We start from the raw sequence: 19,230 nt of genomic DNA, 5'->3' as shown, positions 1-19,230 counted from the left end.
GTCATCTAATCTCTATTTTTTCAAGGCATTTAATACTTTTTCCGTCATTTCCTCTGTTGATAAAACAGGCTCTCCCTGCTTAGCAATATCTCCTGTACGATGGCCGTTTGTAAGGACGTCTGCTACAGCTCGGTCCACTGAATCGGCTTCCTCTTGCATATCAAATGAATATTTCAACATCATCGCAGCCGATGAAATGGTCGCCAATGGGTTTGCTTTTCCTTCACCAGCTATATCTGGAGCTGAACCATGAACCGGTTCGTATAAACCAGGTGCTTCACTCCCTACACTGGCAGACGGAAGCATTCCGAGAGAACCTGTCAGCATAGATGCTTCATCGCTCAAAATATCGCCGAACATATTTTCAGTTACAATGACATCAAATTGTTTCGGGTCACGAATAAGTTGCATTGCTGCATTATCAACGAGCATGTGATCTAATCCCACTTCCGGGTAATCTTTTTTCACTTCTTCTACTGTTTCTCTCCACAAACGACTCGATTCAAGCACATTAGCTTTATCAACGGATGTTAACTGTTTACGGCGGAGCTTTGCCATTTCGAATCCTTGGCGGACGATTCTTTCAATCTCTGATTTTTTATATTGGAGGGTGTCAACAGCCGCTTCTTCTCCATCTACTTGACGGCGTTCTTGTGGTTCACCAAAGTAAAGCCCGCCGGTGAGCTCCCGCAATATCATAAGATCTACGTTATCTACTACTTCTTTTCGAAGAGTAGAAGAATCTGTTAAACTTTCGTGACCTGTAACCGGGCGCAAATTGGCAAATAGTTTAAGTTCTTTTCGAATGCCAAGCAGCCCTTGTTCAGGTCGAATACCTTTAGGATGGTTATCCCATTTTGGTCCTCCAACGGCACCTAAGAGTACCCCATCACTGTTTTTACAAGCATTAATGGTTTCTTGCGGCAACGGATTTTCATATTTATCTATTGCAGCACCACCAATGTCTGCATATTGATAGTCAAAATGATGCCCATACATATCAGCTATTTTATCCAGTACGACAGTTGTAGCTTTCACTACTTCAAGACCAATCCCGTCTCCTGGAAGAATTGTTATTGTTTTGTTCATCCTTTTCTCTCCCTTACAGATACGTAGAAAATTGACGATTTAAGCGCGTTATACGTTTACTTTTTCTGCTTGCTGTCGCAATCCATTTTGACGGTTCAATACCCGATTCACAGCGTTAATATAAGCTTTAGCTGACGCTTCGAGTACATCATTTGCCGTACCTCGACCAGAAACTTCTTCGCCCTTATATTCAATTTGGACAAAAACTTCTGCTAATGCATCCCGGCCACCGGTAATCGATTGAATTCGATAATCCTTAAGCTGTATTTCGCCTCCGATAATCCGTCCAATTGTATTATAAACGGCTTCTACACTTCCCGATCCGGTAGCAGCTTCCTGTACAATTTCACCCTTTGGATCTTTAATAGTAACAGTCGCTGTCGGTATATTTGTTGTTCCATAGTTAACCTGAAGCGTTTCTACATCGTAATAGTTCACAGCTTCCCCGGCTTTTTCTTCCGACATTAATGCAAATATATCTTCATCTGTGATTTCATGCTTTTTATCTGCAAGACTCTTAAATGCTTCGAACACTTTTTTCAACTCTTGTTCTGTTGCCTTATATCCTAAAGATTCAATCTTTTCCTTAAATGCATGGCGTCCGCTTAATTTTCCTAGCACCATTCGATTGGATGTGACTCCAACCAAATCAGGTGTGATGATTTCGTACGTGGACTTTTCTTTTAACATACCATCCTGATGAATACCTGATTCATGCGCAAAAGCATTGTCTCCTACGACAGCTTTATTGTTTGGTACAACCATGCCGGAAAGCTTACTTATCATGCTGCTTGTTCGTTTGATTTCATTCAACGTAAGGCCTGTTTCAGCTTTATAAAAATCGTTACGGATTTTTAAAGCGACAGCAATCTCTTCTAGTGAAGCATTACCTGCACGCTCTCCTATTCCATTAATCGTTCCTTCAACTTGGCCTGCCCCTGCTTCCACGGCAGCAAGAGAATTAGCCGTTGCCATACCAAGATCATCATGACAATGTGTAGAAAGAATAGCCTTGTCACTGTTTGGCACTTTCTCTTTAACGTATCTGAATATATGACGAATTTCTTCCTGCGTGACATAACCGACAGTATCTGGAAGATTAATGACTTCCGCTCCGGCATCAATTACTTTTTCAATGATCTTTACTAAAAAGTCAAGATCAGAACGGCAAGCATCTTCTGCCGAAAATTGCACGTGCGGAAAGCGTTTTTTAGCATATTTAACGGACTCCACTGCATTTTCAATTACTTGATCTGGTGTCATGCGAAGTTTGTGCTCCATATGAATGGGTGATGTTGCGATAAATACATGCAGCCTCGGTTCTTCCCCATTTTTTAACGCTTCCCACGCCGCATCGATTTCTTTTTGGACAGAACGAGAAAGACCGGTTACAGAACTGCCTTTCACTGTTTCAGCAATACTCTTCACTGATTGAAAAGCCCCTTTGGATGAAGCCGGGAATCCGGCCTCGATGATATCCACACCGAGGCGTTCCAGCTGTGTTGCTATTTGAAGTTTTTCTTCAAAGTTGAAATTCACACCGGGAGATTGCTCGCCGTCACGAAGCGTCGTGTCAAAAACGTTAATTTTTCGCACTACCCACCACTCCTTTAGATTTGCCTTTGACAAATGGCATCATTTCTCTTAATTCGCGTCCAACTTCTTCAATTTGGTGTCTATTTTCACGAGCATTTGTCGCATTAAACTCTGGACGATTTGCTTGATTTTCTAAAATCCAGCCTTTAGCAAAACGTCCTGTTTGAATATCTGAAAGGATGTCACGCATGGCATCTCTAGTTTGATCTGTAATGATACGAGGTCCTGCTTGGAAATCTCCCCATTGCGCTGTATCCGAAATGGAGTGACGCATTCCTTCTAATCCACCTTCATACATCAAGTCAACAATGAGCTTCATTTCATGGAGACACTCAAAGTATGCGACTTCTGGTTGATAGCCAGCTTCTACAAGTGTTTCAAAACCTGCTTTAACGAGCGCGGAAGTTCCGCCACAAAGAACAGCTTGCTCACCGAAAAGGTCTGTTTCCGTTTCTTCTTGGAACGTTGTTTCCATAATGCCTGCACGGCCAGAACCGATTTGTTTGGCATATGCAAGAGCAACGTCTTTTGCTTGGTTTGTCGCATCTTGATAAACCGCAATAAGGGATGGGACTCCAGCACCATCTTCAAATGTACGACGAACAATATGTCCCGGACCTTTTGGCGCTATCATGAAGACATCAATGTCAGCTGGCGGAACAACTTGATTGAAGTGAATGTTAAAGCCGTGTGCGAAAGCGATAGCCTTTCCTTCTTTCAATTCAGGTTTAATTTCGTTTTCATAAATAGTAGGTTGATACTCATCCGGAAGCAAAATCATAATCACATCAGCTTTCGCTGTAGCTTCTTGTACAGTATAAACATTAAATCCATCTTCTTCTGCTTTTGTCCAAGATTTACCCTTTCTAAGGCCGATAATAACATCTACGCCGCTTTCTCTCATATTTTGAGCGTGAGCGTGACCTTGAGAACCATACCCCACTACTGCCACTGTTTTTCCTTGTAGTACACCTTCGTTTACATCTCCGTTATAAAATACTTTTGCCATGATTAATACCTCTCCTTTTTTTAGAATTAAGTTTAATGAATAATAGAATATTTCGGGGTTTCAAAATCGCTTTTTGTCGTGCCTCGTTTAAAGGCTGTAATACCTGTTCTTGCGAGTTCCTTGATGCCATATGGTTTGAGCAAATCAATCAATGCCTCTACCTTTTGCTGATCCCCTGTTACTTGAAGGGTAATACTTTCTCTACCAACATCAACAACGGAAGCACGAAATGGTTCAGCAAGAGCGGATATTTCTCCGCGATGTTGTGGAGCAGACACTACTTTAATTAGTGCAAGCTCTCTTTCAACCGTCGCATCATCGGTAATATCGCGCACTTTCAGCACATCCACTTGTTTATTCAATTGTTTTATAACTTGATCAAGCCCGCGTTGGTTATCTACACTTACAACAAATGTCATTCTTGATACCGATGGGTTTTCAGTCATCCCTACAGTTATGCTGTCAATGTTAAATTGGCGGCGGGCAAATAACCCTGTTATGCGATTCATTACGCCGGATGTGTTATTTACTGTTGCTACAATTGTTCGTTTCACGGTTTGATTCCCTCCATTTCATGATGACCTTTACCAGGGGCAATCATTGGATATACATTCTCATCTTTTTCTACGCGGCAATCCATCAAAACAGGTCCTTCATAATCTAAAGCTTCTCTTAAAGCCGCTTGCATTTCATTTGGATCCTCTATCTTCCAACCTTTAATATTATAAGCATCAGCCATTTTCACAAAATCTGGCTGTATAGGAAAGATAGAATTAGAATAGCGCTGATCATAGAATAACTCTTGCCATTGACGGACCATTCCAAGAGAAGCGTTATTCACAAGAATGATTTTTACTGGTAAATTCAATTCCTGCAAAATGGACATTTCTTGAGCTGTCATTTGAAAACCAGCATCTCCGAGAACCGCTACTACTTGTTTATCCGGCGCCGCAAATTGTGCTCCTATGGCGGCCGGGAAACCAAAGCCCATCGTTCCTAGGCCGCCTGAGGTAACCCAACAGTTCGGGTTATCAAACTTATAATATTGAGCAGCCCACATCTGATGTTGGCCAACGTCTGTGGTAACAACCGCTTCTCCTTTTGTTTCTTCATAAATCATCTCCATAAGACGTTGGGGCTTTAACGATTCACCTTCTTCTTTGTACCAAAGTGGGTATTCCTCTTCCCAGCTGTTTAGTTGTTCTTTCCAAGCTGAAAACTCACCCGGCGTGCCGTCATATTCATTCAACATACGCAATGCTTCTTTAGCATCTCCAACAACAGGAATTTGTGTTTCAATATTTTTTCCGATTTCTGCCGGATCGATATCAATATGGGCTACTTTTGCATTTGGTGCGAAGTATTTCAAATTGCCGGTTACTCGGTCATCAAAACGGGCCCCAATACTGATAAGTAAATCCGCTTCATGTAGTGCCATGTTCCCAGTATACGTGCCGTGCATCCCTACCATCCCGAGAAACAGTTCATGGTTCCCCGGGAAAGCACCTAAACCAAGTAAAGTACTTGCTACCGGGATTTGCTGCTTTGTAATATACTCCATCAATTCATCAGCACCATGTGCGTGGAGAATACCGGCACCAGTTAACACCACCGGCTTTTTCGCTTCTGTTACTGCGTCGGCTAACTTTTTAATTTGAAGTTTATTTGGAATAACAGTTGGCTGATAACCCGGCAAATCTATGGATTGCTCATAATTGAAAATGCCAGAGGTACTTGCTACGTCTTTAGGAAGATCAATCAAAACCGGTCCCGGCCTCCCTGTCGTCGCGATATGAAAGGCCTCTTTAATCATTCTTGGTAAATCTTCAACTTCGCGTGCTTGGAAATTGTGTTTTGTGATTGGCATTGTTACTCCAATGACATCCGCTTCCTGAAATGCGTCTGTTCCGATTGCAGAAGTAGCGACCTGACCTGTAATAACAATTAAAGGCAGAGAATCAATCATTGCATCTGCAATGCCCGTCACAACGTTAGTAGCTCCCGGACCAGATGTAACAACGCAGACTCCCGGTTTTCCTGAAACTCTTGCATAACCTTCTGCTGCATGGACTGCTCCTTGTTCATGACGAGCCAATACGTGATGAATTCCGGTTCTATAAATTTCATCATAGGTAGAAAGGTTGGCTCCGCCTGGATAGCCAAAGATGACATCCACTTTCTCCCTGCCCAATGCTTGAATAAGCATGCTAGCCCCCGTCATTTCTTGATATTCTTCTTTTAGCTTGCGACCCTGTACCTCTTCCATTTTAGGACCCATCTTTGCTTCCTCCCTTTCTCCAATTTTTAATGTTTTCATTATCCTGTAGATATAAAAAAATCTTTCCACCCCTTCGACCAGAGATTAGCTGGTCAAAGGGGTGAAAAGATTACTTTCACGGTACCACCCTTTTTCACGGTTTTCACAACCGCCTCAAGACAGAACATGTTGCTCCGTCTGTTTATTTAACGAGTGAGTCGTTCATACTTGTCACCCGGCCTAAATTACTAACTGTCGTTTTCACAAAGGCACTCGGAGGCGAGTTCGTTCATGGTGGTTTTACCGCTTCTCAGCTCTAACGGTTCTCTGTAAAAACTCAGACCAAAAACTACTTTTCCTCTTCTACGTTTTATAATATTCTGTTTTATTAGTGTATGATACTTCTTTAAAATATTGTACATCTTCAGAAATAATTTATCCGATTTCTATTTCAGATTCTGTTTCTTTTGGATAAACACTTACGCCGTCTTCAACTACTTTTTTACGAAAAGCATCAAGTAAGCGCTGTGTTTCTGTACCAGGTTTCCCGTCTCCTATAATACGGCCGTCTACTTTCACTACTGCTATGACTTCAGCAGCAGTACCTGTCAGGAACACTTCGTCGGCTGTATATACATCATGACGAGTAAAAGGTTCTTCTCTCAAATCATAACCTAATTCTTTTGCAAGTTCAACTATTGCTTGGCGGGTTATACCTTCTAAAGCTCCTATATATCCTGGCGGCGTATAAAGTACACCACCCCGGAGAATGAAAATATTGTCCGCAGAGCCTTCCGCTACATACCCCTCGTTATTAAGCATTAAAGCTTCACTAACACCGGCAAGGCTGGCTTCAATTTTCACAAGAATATTATTAAGATAGTTAAGAGATTTTACTTTTGGGCTTAAGACGTCCGGTCGATTTCTTCTTGTTGCAACCGTAATAATGTCAAGGCCATTTTCATAAAATTCTTTTGGGTAAATGGCTAATTCTTCTGCGATAACGACAATTTGAGGGCTTGAACACGATGCAGGATCCAATCCCAGATTACCAACTCCACGAGAGATAACCAGACGGATATAAGCATCACGTAATTCATTTTTTTTCAAGGTTTCGATTATAATTTCCGTCATTTCATCCATCGTATGCGGTATTTCAAGCATAATTGACTTGGCGGAATTATAAAGACGTATGAGATGTTCATCTAATTTATACACATTACCGTTATAAACCCGAATGCCTTCAAAAACACCATCACCGTACAAGAAGCCGTGGTCAAAAACGGAAATTTTTGCATCTTCTTTCCTTACAAATTCTCCGTCTAAATATATCCATTGCTCCTCCATGGCTGATCACCTCTGATGCTTCTCTTTAAATTTATTTCAATGTTGTTATATGGTTTATTTCAGCGAAATAATTAATATTTTATATCATTATCGTATTTGACGTTTATAATACGCCGATTGACGTTGTTGGTCAACCGTTTTTTTAAAATTATTAGACGATTCAAACAAGCGTGTAAATAAATGAATACGCTTACGCTATATATATGTCAAGGTTTTGTGTCAGTTTTTCTCTCAAAAAAAAGAAGCCAGTCAAATGATTAATATTTTTGTGCAAGAAAAGTTATTACTTTTTTTGACTGTTCAATCGTTCGTTGTTCGCGGTTAACAACATTGTAATGTTGCTCTTCTTTTTCGACTACAATACGCCAGGACGCAAATGCTTGCCGTAAATATTTTTTCATTTCGGATGCTTCCATATTTTGTTCAACGAGAGGTTCCAACATCTTTTGTGTTCCTGCTTCTCTTTCTTTAACGTCTGTGTCAATTACAAATGTGACATAACGCTTTGAAATGACACCGGCTTCTATACGCAGAAGTAATTGTAAAAGGGCTGTTTCAGAAGATACATGCTCAAGCAGAGAAACTGCAAATACCCAATCGAAATTTTGTTCAGGTATGTCGATATTTTCTACTTCTGCCACCTCAGTCTGAACACTATTTTCTACTTCATATTGAAAACTGTACATTTTTAATTGTTCAATGGCCTCAGGCAGATAATCAACAGCCACTACTTGTCCACCTTGAGGAGAGATAGCCTTAGCTACAGGAATAGCATGACGGCCAGGTCCGCATCCTAAATCCAAAACTTTGCTATGTGGCGTTTTTTGGATAACCGGAATGTATTTTTGAATGGTTTCCGAAGGGGTTTCAAGCCATGAACCCTTTTCGAATAATGTGTGATTGTGGTAAAGATGGGTATAGTAATAACGTGCTCTTTCTCTGATTTGACTCATTTTTTTCATCCTTATCTCTATCTAAATTCTTTCATCCCTATTATATCGTCCCCCATTACTAAAAAATAGGGAACGATGCATTTGCGGTATTATTTGGTTGTTGTATATAGGCGGTTCTCTAACATTTCTTTTAATACAAGAATAAATTCATCATTAAGATCCATTTCTTTAGCCTTCTGGTAGGATTCTAAAAGTACAGAGGTTGATACTCGTTTTAACTCCATCGATTTTCCTCCTATAGTTATTTTATATACCTCGTTAAGTATAAACTAATATTCTAATATTTCAAACATTTTTAAATCATTATATATTAAATGTTTTTTATTATCATTTAATTTTAATACCACACACTAAATAAGACAAAACCTGCTTGTATGATACAAATAAAAAATACCTCTTTTGTCAGACAGTTAAGTCTAATAAAAGAGGCATGAGATTCCACTATATTATACGATGTAAATACGGATATATTTATCATTTCGTATGTATTAATTTGGTGTCCCAGGCAGGATTCGAACCTGCGACCTACGGCTTAGAAGGCCGTTGCTCTATCCAGCTGAGCTACTGGGACATTTTTTATCTCTGTTTTGCAGCGACATAAATAATTTTATTACACTCAAGATGTGAAGTCAACCGGTTTTTTATGGTTCCATTATTTAATTTGTAATACGAGAAAGTAACGTTTGCTGCTGTCATCAAAACCTTAGATGACAGCAAGAACGTCTTTTTATTATTATTTCGGGAACGATTGATAAAGATCTTTCAATTCTTCCCCTGATTTTCTTTCTAAAAATCGAATTTCTGCTCCTCCATTTGTATCAAACGAAGCTATAGCATATGTTTGCTCAGGACGGCTTCTTGGTTGCAGTAGACTGCCTGGATTTACGAAAATAACGCCATTCTCTTCAAAAGCGGCTGGGACATGGCTATGGCCAAAGCAAGCCATACGAGCTTCTTTTTCCTCCGCTCGATAAGAAAGCGGCACGTGAGTCATTTTAATGTTGTATAGATGCCCATGGGTAATATACACCCGTATTCCCTTTATTTCTTCTGTTCTATCTTCTGGGAACTCCCCTGGAATATCAACGTTTCCCTGCACCGGATATGTATAACGAAGGATCGAAGAGGATTGTTTTAGTTCAGAATCTCCACAATGAAAAATAGCATCTACGGATGAGCGATGTCGCTCTATCACTTCTTCTAATTCTTGTTCACTGCCATGACTATCACTAATGATTAAACACTCCATACATAAGTCTCTCCTTTTAAACAACATTAACCATAAATATTATTCCAGTTTTGTACAAGTTTCTGAAGGGCATGGTGTCTGTGGCTGATTGCATTTTTTTCTTCGGATGAAAGTTCAGCCATTGTAGCATTTTTTTCTGGTACAAAAAATACAGGGTCATAGCCAAATCCTTCTGTTCCTTTTTTTGAAAACGCTATCTGTCCTTCACACGTTCCCCGATACGTCTTTGTTTCTTTCCCAGGAACAGCTGCTGCCATGACACAAACAAAACGTGCCGAACGATCTGACTCTGGAACTTGTTTTAATTCTTCGAGTACTTTTGTTATGTTATTTTCATCATTTTTGTCCTCTCCGGCATATCGTGCAGAATACACTCCAGGACGCCCATTTAAGGCGTCTATTTCAAGCCCAGAGTCATCAGCTATAGCCGGAAGATGGTATGCATTTACAATGGCCTCCGCTTTAATGACGGCATTTTCTTCGAATGTTTCTCCCGTCTCTTCGATATCTTTCACTTCCATGTCAAGTAAAGATTTCACTTCAACCTTAGGACCAAACATTTCTTGAAACTCTTTGATTTTACCTTGATTTTTCGTAGCAATAATTATCTTTTCCATTATTCCGCTTCCTTTAAATTGGTTATATGATCGGCTGTGCTCCCAAGCAATTCGCGCTGCAGGTTAAACAACTCCTGCATCCCTTTCTCTCCAAGGTCTAACATGTGGTTAAGTTGTTCTCTTGAGTAAGAAGCTTCTTCACCGGTACCCTGCAACTCTACAAACTCTCCTGTACCTGTCATGACAATATTCATATCAACCGCCGCCGATGCGTCCTCTTTATAGCATAAGTCTAGCAATTCTGTCTGTTCCGGGTCAACTCCAACCGACACAGCTGCTAAAAAATCAGTAACAGGCCATGATTTAATCTTTTTAAGATCAATAAATTCTTTAATCGCCATTGTCATTGCTACAAATGCCCCTGTAATCGATGCCGTTCTAGTTCCTCCGTCTGCTTGGATTACATCACAATCAATCCAAATCGTACGTTCTCCAATTTTTGTTAGATCAACAACAGAACGTAGCGAACGACCGATAAGACGTTGAATTTCCATCGTCCTTCCACTTAATTTTCCTTTTGCTGCCTCACGAATGTTTCGTTGTTCTGTTGCTCTTGGCAGCATTGAATATTCTGCAGCAATCCATCCCTTTCCCGAGTTTCTCATAAAAGGGGGGACACGATCTTCAATGCTGGCGGTACAAATTACTTTCGTGTCCCCAACTGTAATCAACACAGATCCTTCCGGGTGTTTTAAATAATCGGTATCCATCGTTATCGGCCGCATTTCATTGTTTTCTCTTCCATCAATACGTGTCATTCTTTTTCATCCTCCTGATGTTGCCGAGAGCAACAACTTTTTTAATTCATGTCTCGTTTTTGCAAATAAAACTCGGCTTATCACCAGTAGTACTAAGGTGCAAGCCGAAGTATTTAATATTTGTTCAATATTTCAATAATATACACATATCAAAGTTTATCGATGAAGACATCGCTCTATTATTTCATTTCGCTCCTGCTTCGTCAAAGGTCAGCGTTAACAAGAGCAGGACGAGCTAAAGGCTCCACAGATTCGCCGTTGACTTTAACGACATCATCTACTCCTTCTACATTTAATTCAACTTCTTCAATACCCTCAAACTCCGTTGCAGAAAGGGCAATAGCATGTAGGGCCTCGTCCGAGACAGCAGTTCCTTCTTGCTCGGTTAAAAGACCTTCGTCAAAAGAGAGAGACGCTGTTTTTCCATCAATTATTACTTCATCTGCTAAAGAAGTACCTTCACGAAACACATCATAAAGAGAACTTTCCGGAGACGGACCTTTTACTAGTTCTTCCATAGCTGCACCTAAAAGACTTCCGTCTTCTTGCCCTTTGATTCTGCGAGTCACCGGCACATAATAAGATTCATCCTGATTTTGGGATAAAAAGTATATTGTTACACTGTCACTACCAGTCATATCACTAACTTGACCATTTTCTAGATTAATCCCATTTTCTCTGCTGTACGATTCACCAATAGGAGTGTCATTTACAGGCATCGTTTCTTGCTCATACCCATTTATTTGAAAGGATACATCGTCAACATTTTCAAATTGCGTCAATGTCCAAGTTACAGCTTGCAAAATAGATTGTTCATGCTTTGGATCATAATCTCTAAACTCAGGTGAAAAATCAGTGATTGCTGTTCCATCTTCCGTTAGATGAACATCCACTTCAGTACCAGCAGGAAGTACAGCCTGAAAACCATTAGGAAGCATAGATGTCAATGGACCTTCGGATACAAGATATTCGAGAGATTGATTCAGTACCCCTTCCTCTTTAGGAAGTTCAAATGTTTGCGGAACGACCATACCTTCTTCATCCAACAAATATAACTCTCGCTCTACTGTATCTGTGTTCCCATCCGTTTCATCCCCCTCTTCAGAAGATGATCCTTCCATTTCTTCTTCCTCCGTGTCACCTTCTTCATCACCTGATTCTAAGTCTTCCCACTCAATCTCTTCTGTAACTTCTTCAGGCGGCTCATCCATCTCCTCAGAACCTTCATTATTGCCAAAACCGCATCCTTGTAAAACAAAGGGTACGATAAGGAATGCTGCTGCCCCACTTATCCATCTTGTTTTCATCATCCATTCCCTCCCAGACCAGTTTGTACTAATATTTATACGAGCCTAGAAAAGAAATAGACCTAACAATCAATGAAAATTTGTAAGAAAAAGTGGAAGACCCATTATACACAATCCTGTTACGATATGTACCTGAGATTTTGTTTTATACTACTTCGCCGAGATGAATCGATTGAACATCTGTAGCGTGTCCATCGAGCCAGCGATTAGCTATAAGTCGAAAATGATCTGCCTTGCCGGTTGTATAAAATGTATGATCAGACGAAGGAGCACCAGTATACAATATTCCATTGTAATGAAGAATTGTGCTAACTTCTCTTGCTGTTTCATCCCCTGAAGAAATTAAAGAAATTGATTGTCCAACAACATCCTGTATTACTTCAGAGAGAAGCGGATAGTGAGTACAACCAAGAATTAGTGTATCATATGATGATGTAGCAAGCGGGGTCAATGTATTTCGTACGATAGATACTGCTTCTTCCCCTTCACATATGCCTTGTTCTACAAGCGGGACAAAAGGCGGACATGCCAATGTATCTACTTCTACCTCCCCATTAATGGTCCGTAAAGCTTTCTCATAGGCACCGCTTGCAATCGTTCCTTCGGTTCCTATGACAGCTACATGATTATTCTTTGTGATTTTCAATGCTGTAATTGCCCCTGGTTGAACAACCCCCACTACTGGAATGTCTAGTTTTTCTTTCACCTCATCGAGTAAAACGGCAGTAGCTGTATTACAAGCAATAACAAGCATTTTTATATTTTCTTGCCGTAGTCGTTCGATCATTTCCCATGTAAACTGTTGAACCTCTTGCACAGGACGCGGTCCATACGGACAACGAGCAGTATCACCTATATATATAATCCTTTCTTTAGGAAGCTGACGTGCTATTTCGCGAGCAACAGTCAATCCTCCGACACCAGAGTCAATGATTCCAATTGGTTGATTCACGAGATGTCCCTCAATTTCTATTATTATTTAATATCTTCACGTTCTTTTTCGATTTCTACCGATGTCATACAGTCATGAAGCATCATGATGCTTTGTTCCACATTACGTACCTCTTCGGTGGAAAAATGACCTAATATATTATGCAAATAGAGCTGCCTTTCCTTCACCACTTCTTTAATAATATTTTCCCCTTTTTCGAGCAGATGAATATAAACAACTCTACGATCTTTTTTATCTTTCACACGTTCGACTAAATCGTTTTTTTCCATTCGGTCTACTAAATCAGTTGTAGTGCTGCATGCCAAAGAAATTTTTTGTGATAAACCACCAATCGTCATTTCTCCTTCTTCTTGGAGCCATTGCAATGCAACGAATTGAGGCGGCGTGATAGGAAATTGATTTAAAATTTCTCTTCCTTTTTGTTTGACGATATAAGACACGTGCCTTAATGATTTTTCAATCCCTGTTACTTGGGTTTGATCCGCCATAATTTTCCTCCCTGTTTATCTATCTTTTTACATTTTCTCTTTTTTCAATCTACATTGCAAGAATTCTAAGGGCATCGTCACAGCTTTGTAAGGCCGTTACCTATATATTATGTTGTCTAGCGTTCAACAGCCACATCTAATACGAAAAAAACTACCGACACGCATTATCCGTACCGGTAGTTCATCATTCTCAAGAGACAATAAAACCTTTTTTCTCAACTAATTCAGCTACTTCTTTAGAAGTTGGTAACTGTATTGCTTCTTCTGCTAATAATTCTGTATCCTGTTTGGAAAGACTTCGAACCTGACTTCTTGCCGGAAGTACAGAGGTAGCACTCATGCTGAACTCATCAAGGCCTAAGCCTAGGAGCAACGGAACTGCTGTTTCTTCGCCTGCCATTTCGCCACACATCCCTGCCCACTTTCCTTCTTTATGAGCAGCTTCTATAACGTTTTTGACAAGACGGAGAATAGCTGGGTGATAAGGCTGATAGAGATGAGCCACTTTCTCACTCATTCTATCTGCTGCAAGAGTGTATTGAATTAAGTCATTCGTACCAATACTGAAAAAGTCCACTTCTTTTGCAAACAAGTCAGCAATGGCAGCAGTGGAAGGGATTTCCACCATAATTCCAGTCTCAACTTTTTCTGCAACAGCCTGTCCTTCTTTAAGAAGATCTTTTCTAACATCATCCACCATTGATTTTGCTTCCCTGAATTCTTCAAGTGTAGCTACCATCGGAAACATTATTTTTAAATTCCCAAACGCGCTTGCTCGAAGCAGTGCTCTTAACTGCGTTCGGAACATGTCCTTTTCCTCAAGACAAAGCCTGATAGCACGAAAACCGAGGAATGGATTTAACTCGTGGGGCAGGTTTAAGTAAGGAAGTTCTTTATCTCCACCTACATCAAGAGTACGGATAACAACTGGTTTACCTTCCATTCGTTCAAGAACAGTTTTATAAGCTTCGAACTGTTCTTCTTCGCTCGGTAGTTCGTTACGACCCATGTATAAAAATTCTGTACGGTATAAACCAATGCCTTCCGCTCCGTTGGATAACACACCATCTAGGTCATTAGGAGTACCAATATTGGCGGCAAGTTCTACTTGATGTCCATCGGTCGTTATCGATTTTTCATTGACAAGTTTCGCCCATTCTTCTTTTTGACGAATGTATTCCGCTTGTTTTTCCTTATAAGAATCTACAACAGTTTGTTCCGGATTCACAAGGACATGACCTTCCATCCCGTCAATAATGATCGTATCACCTGTTGAAACAGCTTTTGTAGCTTCTTTCGTCCCAACAACCGCTGGGATCTCCATCGAACGTGCCATAATTGCGGAATGGGAAGTTCTTCCACCAATATCCGTCGCAAAACCTAGAACATAATTAAGATCTAACTGTGCAGTATCAGAAGGAGTCAAGTCTTCAGCAATGACCACAGTTTCTTCCTGTATAGCTGCCAAGCTTGTGTTCTCCACACCTAGTAAATGCAGTAATATGCGCTGGGAAACATCCCGAATATCGGATGCCCGTTCTTTCATGTAGTCATTATCCATGCCTTCAAACATCGTGACATACATATCAGATATTTCTTTCATCGCATGTTCAGCATTTACGCTGTCTTCCTTAATTTTAGAAGATACTCCATCAATGATTTCCGGGTCCTCTAAAACGAGCAGATGGGCCGAAAATATTTCAGCTTTATCTTCTCCCATTTCTTTTAACGTTTTATCCTTAATAATTTGAAGTTCTTCTTTTGAGCTGTTCACAGCTTCTTTAAAGCGGTTGATTTCAGAATCCTGATTGGTTATTTCTTTTTTTTCAATAGTCATTTCTGGTTGCTCAAGGACAAAAGCCTTTGCGAAAGCAATTCCTTTCGAGGCTGCAATGCCCTCTAAGGTATTAGCCATTACTCTCCAAGCCCTTCTTTCACAACTTCGTCTACCGCTTTCATTGCTTCTTCTTCGTCCGAACCTTCAATTTTAATAGTAACTTCTGCATCTTTCCCTACACCAAGGGACATAACACCCATAATTGACTTTAAGTTTACAGATTTACCATTGTACTCTAATGTTACTTCAGAAGAAAATTGTCCGGCTTTATTAACTAACTGAGTTGCTGGTCTAGCGTGAATCCCTGTATCGTTGGTAATAGTGTACTTTTGTTCTTTCATTATAGAAACCCCTTTTCAAAAAATTTATATCGCTTACATAAACATACTAAGTAATGCAGCATCTAGTCAAGCGGGATACCCGTCCTAGTATGGACTATCAAATATGTGTTAAAAAGTAAAAAAGCATGAGCAAACGCAAAAGGCTAGTGTAGAAATAAGCCTATAACCATACTCATTTCTTCCTGATGCATTTACTCATGCCTGATCATATCAGTAACACGTAAACAAAACATATTTTGACTAAAACGCACTGCAAACTTTGTTAATAATTATAGCATCCCCTAAAAAAACTAGCAAGTCATATTCCTTCAGTTTGTGTATTATTTTTGTGTTAACCATATTTCTTTAAAATACCGGCTTTTCCAAAATAATAAAAGAAAAGCCGGCTTCTAAATTAAATAGTAAGTTCCCCTAGTTTTATTAGCTCAATTACAGCTTGGGAACGCCCCTTCACTCCCAGTTTTTGCATCGTATTGGATATATGGTTACGAACTGTTTTTTCACTTATAAATAACTGGGCAGCTATTTCTTTAGTCGTCTTATCCTGGACGAGTAATTCAAAGACTTCCCGTTCCCTTTTAGTAAGCAGATTACGGTAGCCTCTGTCCATCTCCCTCAATGGCTTCACCCTTTCTTGACAAGGCTGTCCCCGTCCTATGCCTGACGGCGTAAGGGTCGGAGTATGGAAAGAATATAGTCAGCATATTTTATGCTTACTTAAGGCGGTCTGTTACGGGCTAGTGTCGTTATCCAACGCCCTTTTGAAGTTATTTCTTTATAGATTTACATATCAAAACAGTCTGTAAGCGGAAAGGAGAAGGATTCTATAATCCTGAAAAACTTATATCAAAAAAAGCTGTTCTGTACGGAAAACCCGTATCAGAACAGCCAAAAATAATAATTTATGCTTTGTCGCTTCCGAAGAAATTTTTAAATGCTTGTAAGGATGTGTCACGGTTCATCGCTGCAATAGACGTTGTAAGCGGAATACCTTTTGGACAGGATTCTACACAATTTTGAGAGTTCCCGCAGCTTCCAAGTCCACCTTCTCCCATTAAACTTTCCAACCGCTCAGATTTGTTCATCTCGCCGGTTGGATGAGCGTTAAACAAGCGAACTTGTGACAACGCTGCAGGTCCGATAAAGTCGGAATTGTCGTTAACGTTCGGACAAGCCTCTAAACAAACACCACATGTCATACATTTTGAAAGCTCATATGCCCATTGCCGTTTGTTTTCTGCCATCCTCGGCCCTGGCCCTAAATCATAAGTCCCATCAATCGGGATCCATGCTTTTACTTTTTTCAAAGAATCAAACATTCTACTCCGATCTACTATTAAATCTCTCACAACCGGAAATGTTTTCATAGGTTCAAGGCGTATAGGCTGTTCAAATTGATCGATAAGTGCGGTACAAGACTGTTGTGGTTTTCCATTAATGATCATTGAACAAGCGCCGCATACTTCCTCTAAACAATTCATATCCCACACAACCGGTGATGTTACATTACCATTTGCATCTACCGGATTACGGCGAATCTCCATAAGTGCGGAGATAACGTTCATATTAGGACGATACGGCAATGCAAATTCTTCGGTATATGATTCACCTTCTGGATTATCTTGACGAGTTACAATTAGACGGATGTTTTTTTCTTCACTCATTATTTACCAGCTCCTTGTTTCCCTTTTGAATAATCCCGTTTGCGCGGCTTAATAAGGGAAGTGTCCACATCTTCATACTCAAAATCAGGACCGCCTTTGGCTGCATTGTATTTTGCCTTCGTTGTTTTCAAGAATTCTTCATCATTTCGTTCAGGGAATTCTGGTTTGTAATGGGCACCGCGACTTTCATTACGATGGTACGCACCAAGAGTCATCACGCGAGCTAAATTAAGCATTCCCTTTAACTGACGAGTAAAGGAAGCAGCTTGGTTACTCCAGCGTGCCGTATCCGTCATGTTAATATTTTCATAACGCTCCATGAGTTCTTGAATTTTCTCATCTGTCTTGAGAAGTTTTTCATTATCTCGTACTACCGTTACGTTACTAGTCATCCATTCGCCCAGTTCTTTATGAAGAGCATAGGCATTTTCTTCGCCTTCCATATTAAGTATTTTTTCAAATTCTTCTTCTTCTTTCTTTTTATTTTTATCATAAATATCAGAAGGAAGATCATCAGAAAGCTTGTCTAGTCCATTAACATATTCTGCCGCACTTGGTCCGGCAACCATACCGCCATAAATAGCGGATAAAAGCCCGTTTGCACCAAGACGATTAGCACCGTGTTGTGTATAATCACATTCACCCGCTGCAAACAATCCAGGAATGTTGGTCATTTGATCATAGTTCACCCACATACCACCCATTGAGTAGTGAACCGCCGGGAATATCTTCATTGGAACTTTACGAGGATCATCTCCCATGAACTTTTCGTAAATCTCCATAATACCTCCCAGTTTAACATCTAACTCTTTCGGGTCTTTATGAGACAGATCCAGGTATACCATGTTCTCGCCGTTAATACCGAGTTTTTGGTTCACACACACATCAAAAATTTCACGTGTCGCAATATCACGCGGAACAAGATTTCCGTATGCCGGATATTTTTCCTCAAGGAAATACCAAGGCTTACCATCTTTATATGTCCATACACGTCCACCTTCACCGCGAGCAGACTCACTCATCAGACGAAGCTTATCGTCCCCAGGGATAGCCGTCGGGTGAATTTGAATAAATTCTCCATTCGCATAATACACGCCTTGTTCATACAAAGAAGCTGCAGCAAATCCAGTGTTAATCATCGAGTTAGTCGATTTACCAAAAATAATACCAGGACCACCTGTAGCTACAATAACAGCATCCGCACGGAATGTTTCAATCTCCATCGTTGTTAAATTCTGAGATGTAATCCCACGACAGGTACCGTCTTCATCAAGAACAGCCGAAAGAAATTCCCAGCCTTCGTATTTATTAACAAGTCCCTCTACCTCATATCGACGAACTTGTTCATCCAATGCATAAAGCAATTGCTGTCCACTAGTCGCACCAGCGAAAGCTGTACGGTGATGCTGTGTCCCACCAAAACGGCGGAAATCAAGCAAACCTTCAGAAGTTCTGTTAAACATAACACCCATGCGGTCCATCAAATGGATAATTCCCGGCGCTGCTTCCGTCATCGCTTTGACCGGAGGCTGGTTTGCCAAAAAGTCACCGCCGTATACTGTATCATCGAAATGTTCCCACGGAGAATCCCCTTCCCCTTTTGTATTCAACGCTCCATTAATGCCTCCCTGGGCACAGACGGAGTGAGAACGTTTCACGGGAACAACAGAAAAAAGTTTAACGTTTTTTCCGGCTTCTGCTGCTTTTATCGTCGCCATCAGTCCGCCAAGACCACCGCCGACTACAATAATATTACCATCGCTCAT

At 40.4% G+C, this 19,230-nt stretch carries 19 protein-coding genes, 1 tRNA gene and 1 other annotated feature; all 20 genes read right to left on the bottom strand.

Annotated features, from left to right (window positions below; all coding sequences use genetic code 11):
* Nucleotides 1–12 precede the first annotated feature (12 nt).
* Nucleotides 13–1,089, bottom strand: a complete 1,077-nt coding sequence (leuB, locus tag J2S78_RS05270; RefSeq protein WP_306896885.1) for a 3-isopropylmalate dehydrogenase — start codon at nucleotides 1,087–1,089, stop codon at nucleotides 13–15.
* A 48-nt stretch (nucleotides 1,090–1,137) separates the two neighbouring features.
* Nucleotides 1,138–2,685: a 2-isopropylmalate synthase gene (locus J2S78_RS05265; protein WP_306896884.1), complete on the bottom strand. Its 1,548-nt coding sequence runs from the start codon at nucleotides 2,683–2,685 to the stop codon at nucleotides 1,138–1,140.
* Nucleotides 2,672–3,694, bottom strand: a complete 1,023-nt coding sequence (gene ilvC / locus J2S78_RS05260) for a ketol-acid reductoisomerase (RefSeq protein ID WP_125556995.1) — start codon at nucleotides 3,692–3,694, stop codon at nucleotides 2,672–2,674. Before ilvC ends, J2S78_RS05265 begins: the two co-directional genes overlap by 14 nt.
* A gap of 32 nt (nucleotides 3,695–3,726) precedes the next feature.
* Nucleotides 3,727–4,248: an acetolactate synthase small subunit gene (gene ilvN / locus J2S78_RS05255; protein ID WP_125556993.1), complete on the bottom strand. Its 522-nt coding sequence runs from the start codon at nucleotides 4,246–4,248 to the stop codon at nucleotides 3,727–3,729.
* The gene (gene ilvB, locus J2S78_RS05250) at nucleotides 4,245–5,972 is read right to left on the bottom strand and encodes an acetolactate synthase large subunit (protein ID WP_306896883.1); all 1,728 of its coding nucleotides are present in this window, start codon (nucleotides 5,970–5,972) and stop codon (nucleotides 4,245–4,247) included. Before ilvB ends, ilvN begins: the two co-directional genes overlap by 4 nt.
* A gap of 93 nt (nucleotides 5,973–6,065) precedes the next feature.
* Nucleotides 6,066–6,326: a binding site (T-box leader), on the bottom strand.
* 60 nt (nucleotides 6,327–6,386) lie between these two features.
* A complete protein-coding gene (gene ilvE / locus J2S78_RS05245; protein WP_306896882.1) occupies nucleotides 6,387–7,298 on the bottom strand; it encodes a branched-chain-amino-acid transaminase in 912 nt (303 codons plus the stop codon).
* A gap of 257 nt (nucleotides 7,299–7,555) precedes the next feature.
* Complete coding sequence (locus J2S78_RS05240) at nucleotides 7,556–8,251, bottom strand: class I SAM-dependent methyltransferase (protein WP_306896881.1); 696 nt, start codon at nucleotides 8,249–8,251, stop codon at nucleotides 7,556–7,558.
* Nucleotides 8,252–8,340: 89 nt separating this feature from the next.
* Nucleotides 8,341–8,475: a sporulation histidine kinase inhibitor Sda gene (sda, locus tag J2S78_RS05235; protein WP_125556987.1), complete on the bottom strand. Its 135-nt coding sequence runs from the start codon at nucleotides 8,473–8,475 to the stop codon at nucleotides 8,341–8,343.
* A 270-nt stretch (nucleotides 8,476–8,745) separates the two neighbouring features.
* Nucleotides 8,746–8,822 (bottom strand) — tRNA-Arg (locus tag J2S78_RS05230).
* 162 nt (nucleotides 8,823–8,984) lie between these two features.
* A complete protein-coding gene (locus tag J2S78_RS05225) occupies nucleotides 8,985–9,500 on the bottom strand; it encodes a metallophosphoesterase family protein (RefSeq protein ID WP_306896880.1) in 516 nt (171 codons plus the stop codon).
* 26 nt (nucleotides 9,501–9,526) lie between these two features.
* Nucleotides 9,527–10,117 (bottom strand): XTP/dITP diphosphatase, encoded by a 591-nt coding sequence (locus J2S78_RS05220; RefSeq protein ID WP_306896879.1) that lies wholly within the window; start codon nucleotides 10,115–10,117, stop codon nucleotides 9,527–9,529.
* Entirely contained in the window at nucleotides 10,117–10,875 is a 759-nt protein-coding gene (gene rph / locus J2S78_RS05215) for a ribonuclease PH (RefSeq protein ID WP_125556981.1), read from the bottom strand. The genes J2S78_RS05220 and rph overlap by 1 nt, the downstream gene beginning before the upstream one ends.
* Nucleotides 10,876–11,078: 203 nt before the next feature.
* Nucleotides 11,079–12,185, bottom strand: a complete 1,107-nt coding sequence (locus tag J2S78_RS05210; protein WP_306896878.1) for a GerMN domain-containing protein — start codon at nucleotides 12,183–12,185, stop codon at nucleotides 11,079–11,081.
* 142 nt (nucleotides 12,186–12,327) lie between these two features.
* Complete coding sequence (gene racE, locus J2S78_RS05205; RefSeq protein ID WP_306896877.1) at nucleotides 12,328–13,134, bottom strand: glutamate racemase; 807 nt, start codon at nucleotides 13,132–13,134, stop codon at nucleotides 12,328–12,330.
* Between the two features lie 23 nt (nucleotides 13,135–13,157).
* A complete protein-coding gene (locus J2S78_RS05200) occupies nucleotides 13,158–13,622 on the bottom strand; it encodes a MarR family winged helix-turn-helix transcriptional regulator (RefSeq protein WP_306896876.1) in 465 nt (154 codons plus the stop codon).
* A gap of 190 nt (nucleotides 13,623–13,812) precedes the next feature.
* Nucleotides 13,813–15,537: a phosphoenolpyruvate--protein phosphotransferase gene (ptsP, locus tag J2S78_RS05195; protein WP_306896875.1), complete on the bottom strand. Its 1,725-nt coding sequence runs from the start codon at nucleotides 15,535–15,537 to the stop codon at nucleotides 13,813–13,815.
* Nucleotides 15,537–15,800, bottom strand: a complete 264-nt coding sequence (locus J2S78_RS05190; RefSeq protein WP_125556973.1) for a phosphocarrier protein HPr — start codon at nucleotides 15,798–15,800, stop codon at nucleotides 15,537–15,539. The genes ptsP and J2S78_RS05190 overlap by 1 nt, the downstream gene beginning before the upstream one ends.
* Before the next feature lie 394 nt (nucleotides 15,801–16,194).
* Nucleotides 16,195–16,410, bottom strand: coding sequence for a helix-turn-helix domain-containing protein (locus J2S78_RS05185; protein ID WP_370871521.1), 216 nt, complete (start codon nucleotides 16,408–16,410; stop codon nucleotides 16,195–16,197).
* Between the two features lie 292 nt (nucleotides 16,411–16,702).
* Nucleotides 16,703–17,464, bottom strand: coding sequence for a succinate dehydrogenase iron-sulfur subunit (sdhB, locus tag J2S78_RS05180; RefSeq protein ID WP_306896874.1), 762 nt, complete (start codon nucleotides 17,462–17,464; stop codon nucleotides 16,703–16,705).
* A complete protein-coding gene (gene sdhA, locus J2S78_RS05175; RefSeq protein WP_306896873.1) occupies nucleotides 17,464–19,230 on the bottom strand; it encodes a succinate dehydrogenase flavoprotein subunit in 1,767 nt (588 codons plus the stop codon). Before sdhA ends, sdhB begins: the two co-directional genes overlap by 1 nt.

Origin of the sequence: Salibacterium salarium (assembly GCF_030813635.1) — a bacterium.
Taxonomy (GTDB): domain Bacteria; phylum Bacillota; class Bacilli; order Bacillales; family Marinococcaceae; genus Salibacterium; species Salibacterium salarium.
This window is presented reverse-complemented; position numbering and strand designations above follow the sequence as displayed.

Coding starts and splice junctions, on each gene's coding strand:
- leuB (WP_306896885.1), bottom strand. CDS start 1,089: ATGAACAAAACAATAACAATTCTTCCAGGAGACGGGATTGGTCTTGAA.
- ilvC (WP_125556995.1), bottom strand. CDS start 3,694: ATGGCAAAAGTATTTTATAACGGAGATGTAAACGAAGGTGTACTACAA.
- ilvB (WP_306896883.1), bottom strand. CDS start 5,972: ATGGGTCCTAAAATGGAAGAGGTACAGGGTCGCAAGCTAAAAGAAGAA.
- ilvE (WP_306896882.1), bottom strand. CDS start 7,298: ATGGAGGAGCAATGGATATATTTAGACGGAGAATTTGTAAGGAAAGAA.
- J2S78_RS05240 (WP_306896881.1), bottom strand. CDS start 8,251: ATGAGTCAAATCAGAGAAAGAGCACGTTATTACTATACCCATCTTTAC.
- sda (WP_125556987.1), bottom strand. CDS start 8,475: ATGGAGTTAAAACGAGTATCAACCTCTGTACTTTTAGAATCCTACCAG.
- J2S78_RS05225 (WP_306896880.1), bottom strand. CDS start 9,500: ATGGAGTGTTTAATCATTAGTGATAGTCATGGCAGTGAACAAGAATTA.
- J2S78_RS05220 (WP_306896879.1), bottom strand. CDS start 10,117: ATGGAAAAGATAATTATTGCTACGAAAAATCAAGGTAAAATCAAAGAG.
- rph (WP_125556981.1), bottom strand. CDS start 10,875: ATGACACGTATTGATGGAAGAGAAAACAATGAAATGCGGCCGATAACG.
- J2S78_RS05210 (WP_306896878.1), bottom strand. CDS start 12,185: ATGATGAAAACAAGATGGATAAGTGGGGCAGCAGCATTCCTTATCGTA.
- J2S78_RS05200 (WP_306896876.1), bottom strand. CDS start 13,622: ATGGCGGATCAAACCCAAGTAACAGGGATTGAAAAATCATTAAGGCAC.
- ptsP (WP_306896875.1), bottom strand. CDS start 15,537: ATGGCTAATACCTTAGAGGGCATTGCAGCCTCGAAAGGAATTGCTTTC.
- J2S78_RS05190 (WP_125556973.1), bottom strand. CDS start 15,800: ATGAAAGAACAAAAGTACACTATTACCAACGATACAGGGATTCACGCT.
- J2S78_RS05185 (WP_370871521.1), bottom strand. CDS start 16,410: ATGGACAGAGGCTACCGTAATCTGCTTACTAAAAGGGAACGGGAAGTC.
- sdhB (WP_306896874.1), bottom strand. CDS start 17,464: ATGAGTGAAGAAAAAAACATCCGTCTAATTGTAACTCGTCAAGATAAT.
- sdhA (WP_306896873.1), bottom strand. CDS start 19,230: ATGAGCGATGGTAATATTATTGTAGTCGGCGGTGGTCTTGGCGGACTG.